At 54.1% G+C, this 15821-nt stretch carries 13 protein-coding genes; 8 read left to right on the forward strand and 5 right to left on the reverse strand.

Translation table 11 applies throughout. From position 1 onward, the window contains the following. The first annotated feature begins 61 nt into the window (after positions 1 to 61). Positions 62 to 556, forward strand: a complete 495-nt coding sequence (gene tpx / locus HMPREF3050_RS04385; RefSeq protein WP_003760119.1) for a thiol peroxidase — start codon at positions 62 to 64, stop codon at positions 554 to 556. Positions 557 to 624: 68 nt separating this feature from the next. On the opposite strand, the gene HMPREF3050_RS14575 is transcribed toward tpx, so the two are convergent. The 4 genes from HMPREF3050_RS14575 to miaA all read right to left on the reverse strand — a co-directional run bounded on the left by HMPREF3050_RS14575 (position 625) and on the right by miaA (position 3537). Then, on the reverse strand, positions 625 to 789 hold the full coding sequence (locus HMPREF3050_RS14575; RefSeq protein WP_003760121.1) for a hypothetical protein: 165 nt from the start codon (positions 787 to 789) through the stop codon (positions 625 to 627). Further along, complete coding sequence (gene hemF, locus HMPREF3050_RS04390; protein WP_070773669.1) at positions 789 to 1694, reverse strand: oxygen-dependent coproporphyrinogen oxidase; 906 nt, start codon at positions 1692 to 1694, stop codon at positions 789 to 791. Before hemF ends, HMPREF3050_RS14575 begins: the two co-directional genes overlap by 1 nt. Positions 1695 to 1857: 163 nt before the next feature. Further along, positions 1858 to 2580: a tRNA adenosine(34) deaminase TadA gene (gene tadA, locus HMPREF3050_RS04395; protein WP_070773698.1), complete on the reverse strand. Its 723-nt coding sequence runs from the start codon at positions 2578 to 2580 to the stop codon at positions 1858 to 1860. A 15-nt stretch (positions 2581 to 2595) separates the two neighbouring features. Continuing rightward, positions 2596 to 3537 (reverse strand): tRNA (adenosine(37)-N6)-dimethylallyltransferase MiaA, encoded by a 942-nt coding sequence (miaA, locus tag HMPREF3050_RS04400; protein WP_070773671.1) that lies wholly within the window; start codon positions 3535 to 3537, stop codon positions 2596 to 2598. A gap of 264 nt (positions 3538 to 3801) precedes the next feature. On the opposite strand from miaA, the gene HMPREF3050_RS04405 reads away from it, so the two are divergent. Further along, entirely contained in the window at positions 3802 to 4383 is a 582-nt protein-coding gene (locus tag HMPREF3050_RS04405) for a superoxide dismutase (protein WP_003777725.1), read from the forward strand. A gap of 314 nt (positions 4384 to 4697) precedes the next feature. On the opposite strand, the gene HMPREF3050_RS04410 is transcribed toward HMPREF3050_RS04405, so the two are convergent. Beyond that, complete coding sequence (locus tag HMPREF3050_RS04410) at positions 4698 to 6071, reverse strand: DEAD/DEAH box helicase (protein ID WP_070773673.1); 1374 nt, start codon at positions 6069 to 6071, stop codon at positions 4698 to 4700. A 337-nt stretch (positions 6072 to 6408) separates the two neighbouring features. Here HMPREF3050_RS04410 and HMPREF3050_RS04415 point away from each other — a divergent pair, with 337 nt between their 5' ends. From HMPREF3050_RS04415 to HMPREF3050_RS04440, 6 genes are all read left to right on the forward strand, one after another. Next, complete coding sequence (locus HMPREF3050_RS04415; RefSeq protein WP_070773675.1) at positions 6409 to 7356, forward strand: class I SAM-dependent methyltransferase; 948 nt, start codon at positions 6409 to 6411, stop codon at positions 7354 to 7356. A 165-nt stretch (positions 7357 to 7521) separates the two neighbouring features. After that, a complete protein-coding gene (locus HMPREF3050_RS04420; RefSeq protein ID WP_070603032.1) occupies positions 7522 to 8361 on the forward strand; it encodes a KPN_02809 family neutral zinc metallopeptidase in 840 nt (279 codons plus the stop codon). A 121-nt stretch (positions 8362 to 8482) separates the two neighbouring features. Beyond that, on the forward strand, positions 8483 to 9865 hold the full coding sequence (locus HMPREF3050_RS04425; RefSeq protein WP_070773677.1) for a phosphomannomutase/phosphoglucomutase: 1383 nt from the start codon (positions 8483 to 8485) through the stop codon (positions 9863 to 9865). A gap of 591 nt (positions 9866 to 10456) precedes the next feature. Continuing rightward, complete coding sequence (locus HMPREF3050_RS04430; RefSeq protein WP_070773699.1) at positions 10457 to 12367, forward strand: alpha-amylase family protein; 1911 nt, start codon at positions 10457 to 10459, stop codon at positions 12365 to 12367. A gap of 269 nt (positions 12368 to 12636) precedes the next feature. Next, entirely contained in the window at positions 12637 to 14055 is a 1419-nt protein-coding gene (locus tag HMPREF3050_RS04435; protein ID WP_070773679.1) for an MFS transporter, read from the forward strand. Between the two features lie 101 nt (positions 14056 to 14156). After that, positions 14157 to 15680: a phospholipase D family protein gene (locus tag HMPREF3050_RS04440; protein WP_040668835.1), complete on the forward strand. Its 1524-nt coding sequence runs from the start codon at positions 14157 to 14159 to the stop codon at positions 15678 to 15680. The last annotated feature ends 141 nt before the right edge of the window (positions 15681 to 15821 follow it).

Consider the following 15821-nt stretch of genomic DNA (forward strand, 5'->3'; position numbering starts at 1 on the left):
CTTGTCCTGATTTAAAGTTAATCCACTATATTTCCCAGTCAACCCCAAAAAGGAAACCCTTATGGCTCAAATTACCTTCCACGACAACCCTGTCCATACTTCCGGCGACCTGCCCGCTGTCGGTCAAACCGCGCCTGCATTCAGCCTGACCGCCGCCGACCTGTCCGACAAAACTTTGGCGGATTTTGCGGGCAAACGCAAAGTATTGAACATTTTCCCGAGCGTCGACACCGGCGTGTGTGCCCAATCCGTGCGTACGTTTAACCAACGCGCATCTTCTTTGGACAACGCGGTCGTACTGTGCATCTCCGCCGACCTGCCGTTTGCCCAAGCCCGCTTCTGCGGCGCGGAAGGTTTGGATAATGTTGTGAACCTGTCTACGTTCCGCAGCAGCTTTGCCGCCGATTACGGCGTCGCCCTGACCGACAGCCCGTTGCGCGGACTGACTGCGCGCGCCGTTGTGGTTTTGGACGAAAACGACAAAGTCCTGCACAGCGAACTGGTTGCCGAAATCGCCAACGAGCCTGATTACGACGCGGCTTTGGCTGTTTTGTAAACAAGGGTTTTAGAGCTGAAAAAGGTCGTCTGAAAAGTTTCAGACGACCTTTTGTCTTTCTTCCTAAACTATTTTGCAGGCGGCTTCAATTCAAACACTTCGGGATGCGCCTTGAAATACTCTACGGCGATAAATCCGCCGCCGATGATGATCACCAGGAACACCGCCATGACAATCATAGCAAGGATGAATTTATCCGAAGGATGGGCGTCGGGCTTGCGTTTATCCGCCATTATTGCATCTCCGAGAGCCAGTCGCGGGCAGTGAGAAACTCGTTCAGCCGCGCTTCGGGCGAACCATCTTCCGGCGCGTATTGATACTCGAAACGCACCAAAGGCGGCATGGACATCAAAATGCTTTCCGTGCGCCCGCCGCTTTGCAGGCCGAACAACGTACCCCTGTCCCAAACCAAATTAAATTCCACATAACGCCCGCGCCGGTAAAGCTGGAAATCGCGTTCGCGTTCGCCGTACGGCGTGTTTTTGCGTTTCGCCACAATCGGCAGATACGCCCCGATATAGCCTTCGCCGACCGCCTTGATGAAATTCAGACAGGTATCGAAATCCCAGCGGTTCAAATCGTCGAAAAACAAACCGCCCACGCCGCGCGTTTCGCCGCGGTGTTTCAGATAAAAATATTCGTCGCACCATTTTTTGAACTCGGGATAAATCGTTTCCCCAAACGGCGCGCATACGTCCCGCGCGACCGTGTGCCAGTGCAAAATATCTTCTTCAAACGGATAAAACGGCGTCAAATCAAAGCCGCCGCCAAACCACCACACAGGCTCTCCGCCTTCCGGATACGCGATAAAAAAGCGCACGTTTGCATGGCTGGTCGGCACATACGGATTTTTCGGATGAATCACCAGCGACACGCCCATCGCCTCAAACGCCGCACCCGCCAGTTCAGGACGGTGCGCCGTTGCCGAAACGGGCATTTTGCTGCCCTTCACATGCGAAAAATTCACGCCCGCCTGCTCGAATACCGCGCCGTTTTTCAATACGCGGGTTTCGCCCACGCCCAACTTGCCCGTCCATTCTTCACGCGCAAACACCGCCCCGCCGTCTTCTTGTTCAAGCGCGGCGCAGATTTGGTTTTGCAGGTTTTTCAATACGGTTAAAACGGCTTCGGTGTGCATGGCGGGTTCCTTATGGATGGGGTCGTCTGAAAACCGTATTTTAATACGGCGCGCCGGATATTTATCAGAATTGCTGAAAAACGGGATGAAACAAAGTTCGCAATCTCTCAAAAGGTCGTCTGAAATCTTGGATTTAAGTTTTCAGACGACCTTTTTTTTGCGCTTAATACTGTTTGCGCCTCGTCTGAAAAAACGCCTGTAAAGCGGCTTTGCATTCGTCTTCCAAGATGCCGCCTTTGATTGCCGTGTGTTTGTTCAGCAGCGGATTGGCAAACAGATTGACTACGCTGCCTGCCGCGCCGGTTTTGGGTTCAGCCGCGCCATAGATGACGCGGCGGACGCGGGCTTGGATGATGGCGGAGGCACACATGGCGCAGGGTTCGAGCGTGATGTAGAGGTCGCAGCCGTCGAGGCGGTAGTTTTGGAGAGTGGTACCTGCGGCGGCAAGGGCGCGGATTTCGGCGTGGCGGCTGATGTCATGGTCGCTGACGCAGGTGTTGTGGGCGGCGGCGATGATTTGGTTGTTGGAGACGACGACCGCGCCGACGGGGATTTCGCCGATGCGAGCGGATTGTTCTGCCTGCGCCAAGGCGGCGCGCATGAAGGTTTCCATTTCAGACGACGTGGGGAAAACGGCGACGGGCGGATGGTTTTTAACGGCTTGTTCCAAAGCGGTTTTCTGCGTTTGCGGCAGGTCTTGCGGTTTGATACCGAGCAGCAGAGCTTCGAGTTGCCAAAGCGTGCTGCGGGTAACGGTCAGTCCGGCGGCTTTGAGTAGCAGGAAGGCTTGAACAGAACCGGTTTCACGCAGCTCCTCTACGCTGCGGATGCCGAGGGCTTGCAGGGCGGCTAAGGTTTGCGGGGCGACGGGCGGCGTGGTCAACAGGGTCGGCATAGCGTTTTAAATTTGGAAATGGCGGCGCACGAGTGCTAAGGTCGTCTGAACGTGGTTGCCGTCAGTGTAGGGGTCGATGCTGTGCGCCAATGGGATTTTGCGCAGCCAAGTGAGTTGGCGCTTGGCAAGCTGGCGGGTGGCGGCAATACCTTTTTCGACAAAGGTGTCGTAATCGGTCAAGCCTTCGAGGTAATCCCATGCCTGCCGGTAACCGACGCAGCGCATGGCGGGCATATCGGCGGTCAGCTCGGGATATTTTTGACGCAGGGTGCGCATTTCGTCGATGAAGCCTTGTTCCAGCATCTGCGTGAAACGGCGGGCGATGTTTTCGTGCAGCAAGGCGCGGTTTTCGGGAATCAGGGCGGTGGTGCAGAGGTCGAGCGGCGGGGTGTAGTCGGCTTTTTCGGCAAAATGCGCGCTCAAGGGCTTGCCGGTCAGACGGTACACTTCCAAAGCGCGTTCGATACGTTGGCTGTCGTTCGGTTTCAGACGACCTGCGGTTTCAGGGTCTATGGTTTGTAGGTTTTGATACAGATGCGCCAAGCCGTATTGTTGTTTTTCTTCCTGCAACCGGGCGCGCACGGCGGCATCGGCTTCAGGCAGGTCGTTCAAGCCTTCGGTCAGCGCGTGGAAATACATCATCGTACCGCCGACAATCAAAGGCAGCCTGCCGCGCGCGCGGATTTCCTCCGCCAGCCGCACGCAGTCGCCGACAAACTCCGCCGCGCTGTAAGACTCCGTCGGCGGGATGATGTCGATAAGGTGGTGCGGCACGGCTTCAAGCTCGGCGGCGGTCGGCTTTGCCGTGCCGATGTCCATATCGCGGTACACCAGCGCGGAATCGAGGCTGATGATTTCAACCGGCAGGGCTTCGGCGATTTTCAAGGCAAGGGCGGTTTTCCCGCCGGCAGTCGGGCCGAGGATGGCAAAGGCTTTTGGGGTGTTCATATCAAAAGGGGCGTGGGGAAACGGACGGATTATAGCAAAAGGTCGTCTGAAATCATTGCTCCATTCATGATAAATATCTGTATCGACACCCGATTTCCCCCAACTTTTCTCAAACTGCGGCAGACTCGAAATATCGGCCTGCCCTAGTTTCTTTAATCTAAAGCAGGTAAAATGGCAGCCGTTGCCTGATGCGGGCAAACACTCGCACCATCCGACGAACACTACCAAAATACAATCATATATAAATAATTTAGGAGCACTAAAATGGAACATAAGCTGCCACAACTGCCTTATGAACTGGACGCATTGTCCCCACATCTGAGCAAAGAGACTTTGGAGTTCCACTATGGCAAACACCATCAAACCTACATCACCAATCTGAACAATCAAATCAAAGGTACCGAATTTGAAAACCTGCCTTTGGAAGAGATTGTGAAAAAATCTTCAGGCGGCGTGTTCAACAACGCAGCCCAAACTTGGAACCACACCTTCTACTGGTTGGGTTTCACGCCTAAAGGTCAAGGCAAACCTTCCGGCGAACTGGCTGCCGCCATCGACGCCAAATGGGGCAGCTTCGAGAAATTCCAAGAAGCATTCTCCGCTTGCGCGGCAGGCACTTTCGGCTCCGGTTGGGCATGGCTGGTGAAAACCCCTGCCGGCGAATTGGATTTGGTTTCCACTTCCAACGCGGCAACTCCGCTGACCACTGAAAACACTCCGCTGCTGACCTGCGACGTATGGGAACACGCCTACTACATCGACTACCGCAACAGCCGCCCCAACTACCTGAAAGGTTTCTGGGAAATCGTCAACTGGGACGAAGTCGCCAAACGCTTTGCTGCTTAAGTTGAACGTTTAAAATAAAAGGTCGTCTGAAATGGATTTTCAGACGACCTTTTTGTTAGGCAATGCGGTATCAAAGTTTCTTCATATAGTGGATTAACTTTAAACCGGTACGGCGTTGCCTCGCCTTAGCTCAAAGAGAACGATTCTCTAAGGTGCTGAACCTGATTTAAATTTATAGTGGATTAAAATAAAAATGAGACAAGGCGGCAACGCCCGCCGTGTACGGGTAGTACATAAGGGCGTTGGCAACACCGTATCATTGCAATTTTAATCCACTATAATCCACTATATCCGCTATTGATTTGACTTTAGCATCAGCCTCTTTTCGCTGGACGGCTTGGTTTCGAGCCGAAAGAATCGTTGGCTTTACGTTTGCCTTTGAAGCCTTCGCCGCCTTTCTTAAAGCCTTCTTTTTTGAAACCTTCGCCGCGCGATTTGCCGCCGAAGCCTTCTTTACCCGGTTTCTTATCGCCGCGCCAGCCGCCGGATTTTCTATCACCCCAGCCGCCTTTGCCTTTCGGCTTGCCGCCTGCGGATTTGCGCTTGCGGGTCGGTTCCATGCCTTCGACGGTCAGCTCGGGCAATTTACGGCCGATGTATTTTTCGATTTTGTGCACTTTGACGTATTCGTTCACTTCGGCGAAGGTAATCGCAATGCCCGTGCGCCCTGCCCGTCCGGTGCGGCCGATGCGGTGGACGTAGTCTTCCGCCTGTTTCGGCAGGTCGTAGTTGATGACGTGGGTAATGGTCGGCACGTCGATACCGCGTGCGGCAACGTCGGTGGCAACCAAAATTTTGCAGCGGCCTTTGCGCAAATCCATCAGCGTGCGGTTGCGCCAGCCTTGCGGCATGTCGCCGTGCAGGCAGTTTGCAGCGAAACCTTTTTCGTATAAATCGTCGGCGATGACTTCAGTCATGGCTTTGGTGGACGTGAAAATCACGCATTGATCGATGTTGGCGTCGCGCAGGATGTGGTCGAGCAGGCGGTTTTTGTGGCGCATATCGTCGCAGTACAGCAACTGCTCTTCGATTTTGCCTTGGTCGTCCACGCGCTCGACTTCGATGATTTCAGGGTTTTTCGTCAGTTTGCGCGCCAGTTTGCCGACCGCGCCGTCCCAAGTGGCGGAGAACAATAAAGTCTGACGGTCGGTCGGGGTGGCTTCAACGATGGTTTCGATGTCGTCGATAAAGCCCATGTCCAGCATACGGTCGGCTTCGTCCAAAATCAGCACTTCCAAACGGTCAAAATCGACTTTGCCACTTTGCATCAAGTCCATCAGCCGGCCCGGCGTGGCGACAATCAGGTCGACCGGTTTGCTCAGGACGCGGGTTTGGTAGCCGAAAGATGCGCCGCCGACGATGCTGACGGTGCGGAACCAACGCATATTTTTGGCGTACGCCAGCGCGTTTTTCTCGACTTGCGCCGCCAATTCGCGGGTCGGCGTCAACACCAACGCGCGCGGACCTTTGCCCGGTTTTTCGCTGCGTTTGGTCAGCCGCTGCAAAGTCGGCAGCAGGAAGGCGGCGGTTTTACCGGAACCGGTTTGCGCCGAAGCCATGATGTCGCGGCCTTCCAAAGCAAACGGAATGGCTTGCGCCTGAATCGGCGTCGGGCTTTCGTAACCCTCGCTGCGCACGGCGGACAAGATGTTTTTATCAAGGTTCAAATCGGCAAATTTAATAGACATGGCTATCCTAAAGAGACAACAACGCGCACGCCTGAACGGTTTTCAGACGACCTGAAGCAAAGGAAAGTAACGATACGGGAAATGTGAAGTTACAGGGTTGTCGCAAGCATCTCGCTTGTGGTTAACATCGACGACAACCTGCACAGAAAGGCTTGGCAAATCAGCAAGCAATAAAAGAAACGCGCCCGAAACGGCGGTTTAGGTTGGAAGACGATGGCTTCGTATAAAAAGGCGAACGGCGGATAATATAGATTTTATGGACAATGGTCAAGCAAAAAGGCATCAAGTGCGTTAAAATCCAAACCCTTCCCAATCCTCATTCAGGCCGTCTGAAACCATGACCGACATCACACCCTTCGCCAACCGCATGGGCAAAAACATCAAACACCTCATGAAATGGGCGAAACGCAACGGCATCGAAGCCTGGCGCATTTACGACCGCGACATCCCCCAATTCCCCTTTGCCGTCGATGTTTACGGCGACCAAATCCACCTTCAGGAATACGATACCGGCTGGCTGATGCAGCCCGAAGAATACGAAGCGTGGCTTGCCGAAGTATTGGAAGCCGTCGCCTTCGTTACCGGTTTTGCGCCCGAACAAATCCACCTCAAACGCCGCGAACGCCAAAAAGGCCTGCAGCAATACGAGAAAACCGGCAAAACCGGCGACGATTTCATCATCACTGAAAACGGCCGCAAGTTTTGGGTCAACCTCGACAAATACCTCGACACCGGCCTCTTTCTCGACCACCGCAATACGCGCAAAAAAGTCGGCAAAACCGCAGCAGGCAAACGCTTCCTCAACCTGTTTTCCTACACCGGCAGCTTCACCGTCTATGCCGCCACCGGCGGCGCAACGTCCAGCGAAACCGTCGATTTGTCCAACACTTATCTCGATTGGGCGAAACGCAATTTCGAACTTAACGGCATCAGCCCCGAACAACACAAAATCGTCCGCGCCGACGTGTTCCAATACCTGCAAAACGCCGCCGCCGAGGGTAAACAGTTCGACCTTATCGTCATGGATCCGCCCAGCTTCTCCAACAGCAAAAAGATGCTCGACATCCTCGACATCCAGCGCGACCACAAAAAGCTGATTGACGGCGCGATGAACCTGCTCGCTTCAGACGGCATCTTGTATTTCTCCAACAACTTGCGCAGCTTCGTCTTGGACGATTCGGTATCGGAACAATACGCCGTCAAAGACATTTCCAAACAATCCGTTCCCGACGATTTCCGTAACAAGAAAATCCATCAGTGTTGGGAAATCAGACATAAAGCCTGACTGTCCTCGTCGTTGGTTGAAATACCCAACGGTTTATCTGCCCAAAGGTCGTCTGAAAACTCCGTTTGGTATTTTCAGACGACCTTTTCTCATATAGACAGGCATCACGCCACCCCTTCACGGTATAATCCGCCCCATATCACTTCACAACAAGGAACACACAAGATGGATTGGAAAGGACGCGAACAGAGTCAAAACGTAGAAGACCGACGCGGCAGCAGCGGTGGAGGCGGCGGCGGTAGAACGCCCGGCATCCTCGGCATCATCGTCGTTTTGATTGGCGCTTATTACGGCGTCGATTTGAGCGGCTTGGTCGGCACGCCTTCCATGGGTACGGGTTCAACCCAAACCTCCCAGCTCAAACCTCAAGAAGAAGCCGAACTGAACGAACTTGCCCGCGTCGTCCTCGCCGATACGGAAAAAGCCTGGGGCAGCTATTTCAAGCAACACGGACAAAATTACACCCCGACCACGCTGGTGTTATACAACGGCGGTACATCCACCGCCTGCGGCATGGGCCAATCGGCAATGGGCCCGTTTTACTGCCCGGGCGACCAAAAAGTCTATCTCGACTTAGACTTTTATAGGGATATGCAGACCAAACTCAACTCTGCCAGCGATGCCGCGTTTGCCTACGTCATCGCACACGAAGTCGGGCACCACGTCCAAAACCTGCTCGGTATCCTGCCTAAAGTCCACAGAATGCAGCAGCAGGTCGGCAAAAAAGAAGCCAATGCCCTTTCCGTCAAACTCGAATTGCAGGCAGACTGCTACGCGGGCATTTGGGGGCATTACGCCGTCAACAATAATATCTTCAAACCCGAAGACATCCCCAAAGCCATGCTGGCTGCCGAATCCGTCGGCGACGACCGCCTGCAGAAAGACGGGCAGGGCTATGTTGTTCCCGACAGCTTTACACACGGCTCGTCCGAACAGCGCATGGCATGGCTCAAACGCGGTTTGGACAGCGGCGACATCAATCAATGCAACACTTTCGGCAATTGATCGAAACCGCAGTGAATGGTTATTTGATATAACCCCCAAAGGTCGTCTGAAAGCCTTCAGACGACCTTTGCCTATGTTAGAATAAGCCCGTTTTCCATTCACAATCACAAAGGAAACCATCATGGCAAACATTGCCCGCGACATCTTCAAAGCCTACGACATCCGAGGCATTGTCGGCAAAACCCTGACCAACGAAGCCGCCTACCTTATCGGCAAAGCCATCGCCACCCGAGCCGCCGAAAAAGGCATTACCCGCATCGCACTCGGACGCGACGGACGCTTGAGCGGTCCCGAACTGATGGAACACATCCAGCGCGGCTTTACCGACAGCGGCATCGACGTCCTCAATGTCGGCATGGTCGCCACCCCCATGCTGTATTTCGCCGCCATCAACGAATGCGGCGGCAGCGGCGTGATGATTACCGGCAGCCACAACCCCCCCGATTACAACGGCTTCAAAATGATGCTCGGCGGCGACACCCTCGCAGGTGAAGCCATCCAAGAGTTGCTCGCCCTGATCGAAGCCGACAAACTGACCGCTTCCGACAAAAAAGGTAGCGTGACTGAAAAAGACATCTCCGGCGAATACCACAACCACATCGTCGGCCACGTCAAACTCAAACGCCCCATGAAAATCGCCATCGACGCGGGCAACGGCGTAGGCGGCGCATTCGCAGGCAAACTCTACAAAGGTTTGGGCAACGAAGTGACCGAACTTTTCTGCGAAGTGGACGGCACTTTCCCCAACCACCATCCCGACCCATCCAAACCGAAAAACCTGCAAGATTTGATTGCCGCGCTGAAAAGCAGCGATGCCGAAATCGGCTTGGCTTTTGACGGCGATGCCGACCGCCTGGGCGTCGTGACCAAAGACGGCAACATTATTTATCCCGACCGCCAACTCATGCTGTTCGCCCAAGACGTTTTGAGCCGCAACCCCGGCGCGAAAGTCATCTTCGATGTCAAATCCACCCGCCTGCTGGCTCCGTGGATTAAAGAACACGGCGGCGAAGCCGTCATGGAGAAAACCGGCCACAGCTTCATCAAGTCCACCATGAAAAAAACCGGCGCGCTGGTTGCCGGCGAAATGAGCGGACACATCTTCTTCAAAGAACGCTGGTTCGGCTTCGACGACGGCATGTACGCCGGCGCGCGCCTCTTGGAAATCCTGTCTGCCTTCGACAATCCGTCCGAAGTGTTGAACAGCCTGCCGCAAAGCATTTCCACGCCCGAACTCAACATCGACCTGCCCGAAGGCAGCAACGGCCATCAGGTTATCGACGAACTCGCCGCCAAAGCCAAATTCGAAGGCGCGACCGAAATCATCACCATCGACGGTCTGCGCGTAGAATTCCCCGACGGCTTCGGTCTGATGCGCGCCTCCAATACCACGCCGATTTTGGTGTTGCGCTTCGAGGCAGATTCCGACGAAGCCATCGAGCGGATTCAAAATCAGTTTAAAGCCGTCATCGAAAGCAATCCCGCGCTAAAATGGCCGCTGTAAACGATTAACGCTTTAAAGCTCAAAAAGGTCGTCTGAAAACGAGTATTGCACGTTTTCAGACGACCTTTTGTTTCGATGTTCATGCCCTTCAAACTTACTCATGGCAACACCCTATTCTTCCAAGCCAATACGCCCAAACTTCCCTATCCAAGACCTTTGACTTCCATCAAACAAAATTATCTTCTTCAAAAAACGCCCGTTGTCCTTTACCCAAGAAAATAAATGCGTTCACCTCCTCATCCAATATCCAAATATTGCTTATTGGATAAATACACAGCCGACACCGCGGCAAATTATTGTTCAGAACATAAAGAATAGAGCCATTTATCTAAAAAATAACCACCCAATTAACATTAAATACCAAGCATTCAAACCTACTCCAACCCATACAAAAAAATCCATACCGTTTTCAGACGACCCCAACCCGATTAAAAGCCTATTTTCCCAACCATTTCAGGCTACTATGCACGAACAGCTTCTTACAGTATGATGGACTTCTCAATTTTGCCTTAAGCCTGCATGCGTTTCAGCGGCGCAGGCAGCAGGAATCAGGCTTCCAAACAAATCCAACCTCAACTCGGAGTAAACATCATGTTGACCCAGACCCAACAGGTCGATTTGACCCTGCATCATCTCAAAGAGCGCGCCTTGGCAGAATATAGCCCCAAACAGCGTGCGACCGTCGAAGCTTCCGAAGACTGGAAACAGTTTGACAGACGTTTGAACGAGCATTTCCCCAAGCTGATGCACGAGCTGGACAACGTTTACAACGACAACGAAGCCGTCCTGCCCATGCTGGAACAACTGATTGCACAAGCATGGCAAAGCTATTCCCAACGCGACAAGTCTCTGAAAGCCATCGATGCCGCGCGTGAGAATGACCCCGATTGGATTTTGTCCAATAAACAGGTCGGCGGCGTGTGTTATGTCGATTTGTTCGCAGGCGATTTGAAAGGCTTGAAAGCCAAAATCCCTTATTTTCAAGAGCTGGGGCTAACCTATCTGCACATGATGCCCCTGTTTAAATGCCCTGAAGGCAAAAGCGACGGCGGCTATGCGGTCAGCAGCTACCGCGACGTCAATCCGGCTTTGGGTACGATAGACGACTTGCGCGATGTCATTGCCGCGCTGCACGAAGCGGGCATTTCCGCCGTCGTCGATTTCATCTTCAACCACACGTCCAACGAACACGAATGGGCGAAACGCTGCGCCTCCGGCGACCCGCTTTACGACAATTTTTACTATATTTTCCCCGACCGCTGGATGCCCGACCAATACGACCGCACCCTGCGCGAAATCTTCCCCGACCAGCATCCGGGCGGCTTCTCACAATTAGAAGACGGACGCTGGATATGGACGACATTCAATTCCTTCCAATGGGATTTGAATTACAGCAATCCTTGGGTGTTCCGCGCCATGGCGGGCGAAATGATGTTCCTTGCCAATTTGGGCGTTGACATCCTGCGTATGGACGCCGTTGCCTTTATTTGGAAACAAATGGGTACGGATTGCGAAAACCTGCCGCAAGCCCATGCCTTAATCCGCGCATTCAACGCCGTCATGCGCATCGCCGCACCTGCCGTGTTCTTCAAATCCGAAGCCATCGTCCACCCCGACCAAGTCGTACAATACATCGCACAAGACGAATGCCAAATCGGTTACAACCCGCTGCAAATGGCATTGTTGTGGAACACCCTCGCCACCCGCGAAGTCAACCTGCTCCACCAAGCCCTCTCCTACCGCCATAACCTGCCCGACCATACCGCATGGGTCAACTATGTGCGCAGCCATGACGACATCGGCTGGACGTTTGCCGACGAAGACGCATCGCAATTCGGCATCCACGGCTACGACCACCGCCAATTCCTCAACCGCTTCTTCGTCAACCATTTCGACGGCAGCTTCGCGCGCGGCGTCCCCTTCCAATACAACCCCAACACCGGCGACTGCCGCGTCAGCGGTACTGCCGCCGCTCTCGCCGGTTTGGCGCAACACGACCCCCACGCCGTTGACCGCATCAAACTCTTGTACAGCATCGCCCTGAGTACCGGCGGTCTGCCGCTGATTTATCTCGGCGACGAAGTCGGCACGTTGAATGACGACGACTGGTCAAGCGACAGCAATAAGAGCGACGACAGCCGCTGGGCGCACCGTCCGCGTTACAACGCCGAGTTGTACGAACAACGCCACGACGCATCCACCGCAGCAGGACAAATCTATCAAGGTCTGCGCCACATGATAGACATCCGCCAAAACAACCCGCGTTTGAACGGCGGCCGTCTGGTTACCTTCAACACCAACAACAAACACATCATCGGCTACATCCGAAACAATGCGCTGTTGGCGTTCGGCAACTTCAGCGAACACCCGCAAACCATCAGCGCGCACACCCTGCAAGCCATGCCCGCCCGCGCCAAAGACCTCATCAGCGGCGAAACCGTGGCACTGAATCAGGATTTGGTGCTGCGCCCCTACCAAGTGATGTGGCTCGAAATCGCCTGATGATTGAAGCAGCTTAAAAACGCAAAGGTCGTCTGAAAACCGGTATTTTCCTGTTTTCAGACGACCTTTTTGACAAAATGGATGTTCCACTCATAATCTGCCCGCCACATCCCTTTACAGGCGCAAGCCGTTCGTTTCTTCATCTTCAAGCCAACCAATCTCTAAAAAATCCATTTATCCAGCAGCCATCCGGTTCTCATCCCAAAGCCTGAAAAACACCAAGCCGCCTTTCAGACGACCTCCTACCAAATCAGCTACAATTCATCCCTATGAACAAAACCGAATCAAACGTTTCGGAAACGCCGCCCGTCCGCCCGTCCCGATGGCTGCCCCTGCTGTTGGCGATTGCGATTTTCATGCAAATGCTAGACGCGACGATTCTGAACACCGCCCTGCCCGAAATCGCCAAAGATTTCAAAGTATCGCCGCTCAATATGCAGCTGGCGGCGATTTCCTATACGCTGACCGTTGCCCTGCTGATTCCTTTAAGCGGCTATTTGGTGGACAGGTTCGGCACTAAAAACGTATTTTTCGGTTCGATCGGCATTTTCATGCTCGGATCGGCATTGTGTGCGGCGGCAGCCAATCTGCCCATGCTGGTGATGGCGCGGGTGATTCAAGGTATAGGCGGGTCGATGTTGGTACCCGTACCGCGCCTGACGATTTTGCGCGTGTACGACAAATCCCAACTGCTCAACGCTATCAACTATGCCGTCATGCCCGCGCTGATCGGCCCGATATTCGGACCTTTGGTCGGCGGCTATTTGGTCGAATACGCATCTTGGCATTGGATTTTCCTGATGAACCTGCCCATAGGGCTGCTCGGCGTTTTGCTGGGCTGGCGGATTATGCCCGATGTCAAAGGCGAAAATACGGTTCTGGACTTGAGTGGCTACCTGACTTTCGCTTCGGCGGCGTGTCTCTTGATGTTGGCGGTGGAAATGGTGTCCCATTCTGGTGCGGTTTGGTTTTCACTCCTACTCGCGCTCGGCGGCACGGCATTTGCCCTGCTCTACTACCGCCACATGAAAACCGCCGCCAACCCGATTTATGCGGCGGATTTATTCCAAGTCCGCACCTTCCGGCTGGGTCTGACAGGCAATCTGTTCAGCCGGCTCGGCATCAGTTCCATCCCTTTTTTGCTGCCGCTATTGTTTCAAGTCGCGTTCGGCTTTGCCGCCAGCATATCCGGCTGGCTGGTCGCGCCCGTCGCTTTCGCCTCACTTGTTGTCAAACCGCTCATCAAGCCCCTGATGTCGCGCTTCGGCTACCGCAGCGTGTTGATTTGGAACACGCGCCTCCTCGCCATATTGATTATGCTGCTTGCCCTACCCGACGCCGACACGTCCTTAAGCGTCTGGATAGTCTTGCTGCTCCTCATCGGCACCTGCAACTCCATCCAGTTTTCCGCCATGAACACCCTGACCATCGCCGACCTGCGCGCGCACCAAACCGGCAGCGGCAACAGCCTGATGGCGGTCAACCAACAACTCGCCATCAGCCTCGGCATTGCACTCGGCGCGCTTATCCTGCAAAACTGGTCGCAAAGCAGCTTTACCGCAGGCAACCTCCACCTCTCATTCCGCCTTACCCTGCTTTCCATCGGTTTGATTACACTCGTCTCCAGCACCATATTCAGCCGCCTGCACATTTCCGACGGACGCAACCTAACGACTTCAAAAAAATAGGTTAAAATGCGAACCGTATAAACATCGAACTTCTTTTCAGACGACCCTTCTAAATAAAAATACCGTTTCAGCGAAAAAGGTCGTCTGAAACGCCCTCAAGAATGAAAAAAATCCATCTCATCCTTATGCTTCCGGTTTTTCTGACAGGTTGCGCCGGCCTGCCCTCACTGGACGATCGCCCTGAAAGCCACTACCTCGACATCCGTTCCGCCCCGCGCATGGATGCCCTGCTCAACACCGCCACTGCCAAAACCGGCGGCGATATTTCCAATGTCTATCTGCTCAACGACGCGCACGAAGCCTTCGTCGCCCGCGCCGCCCTGATTGAAGCCGCCGACCACACCCTAGACCTCCAATACTACATCTGGCACAACGACATCTCCGGCAAGCTCATGTTCAACCTGATCCACCGTGCCGCCGAACGCGGCGTGCGCGTGCGCCTGCTGCTGGACGACAACAACACCAACGGGCTGGACAACGTCCTGCTCGCCCTCGACAGCCATCCCAATATCGAAATCCGCCTGTTCAACCCCTTCGTCCGCCGCAAATGGCGCGCGCTGGGCTATTTGACCGACTTCCCGCGCCTCAACCGCCGGATGCACAACAAATCCTTCACCGCCGACAACCGCGCCACCATCCTCGGCGGGCGCAATATCGGCGACGAATATTTTAAAGTCGGCGAAGACACCATCTTTGCCGACCTCGACATCCTCGCCACCGGCCGCGTCGTGACCGAAGTTTCCCAAGACTTCGACCGCTATTGGGCAAGCCATTCCTCCTACACCGTCGCCAGCATCATCAAAAAAGGCGATATCGAAAAAGGCTTCCAAGAGCTGGGTTACAACGACAAAGACAAAAACGAAACCCTCAGCCGCTACCGCAGCAGCATCGAAAATTCCGAACTCTATAAAAAAATGCAGAGCAACAGCATAGACTGGCAAAGCGTCCACACCCGCCTGATCAGCGACGACCCCGCCAAAGGGCTGGACCGCGACCGCCACAAACCGCCCATTTTCGACCGCATGCAAAATGCCCTGAAAACGCCCGAAAAAAGCGTCTATCTCGTTTCGCCCTATTTCGTTCCCACCAAATCAGGCGTACGCGCGCTCGACCAACTCGTCAAAAACGGCGTGGACGTAACCGTCCTGACCAACTCGCTCCAAGCGACCGATGTCGCCGCCGTCCATTCAGGCTACGTCAAATACCGCAAGCCCCTGCTCAAAGCAGGTGTCAAACTCTACGAGCTGCAACCCAACCACGCCGTCCCCACCACCAAAGACCGCGGTCTGACCGGCAGCTCCGCCACCAGCCTGCACGCCAAAACCTTCATCGTGGACGAAAAACGCGTCTTCATCGGCTCATTCAACCTCGACCCGCGCTCCGCCAGACTCAACACCGAAATGGGCGTCGTCCTCGAAAGCCCCAAAATCGCAGGCGAAATGCAGCGCACCCTCGTCAATACCACCCCGAAATACGCCTATCAGGTCACCCTCGACAAATACAACAAACTGCACTGGTACGACCCCGCCACCCAGAAAACCTACTCCGCCGAGCCGGAAGCCAAATTCTGGAAACGCGTTACCTCCAAAATCCTCTCCATCCTGCCGATAGAAGGATTGCTGTAAAACCCAAACGAAAGGTCGTCTGAAAACCTGTATTTCAAGTCTTCAGACGACCTCAAAACAAAAATACGGACAAAACCATCACACAAATATAGTGGATTAAATTTAAACCAGGACAAGGCGACGAAGCCGCAGACAGTACAG

The organism is Neisseria sp. HMSC065D04 (assembly GCF_001815675.1).
Lineage (GTDB): Bacteria > Pseudomonadota > Gammaproteobacteria > Burkholderiales > Neisseriaceae > Neisseria.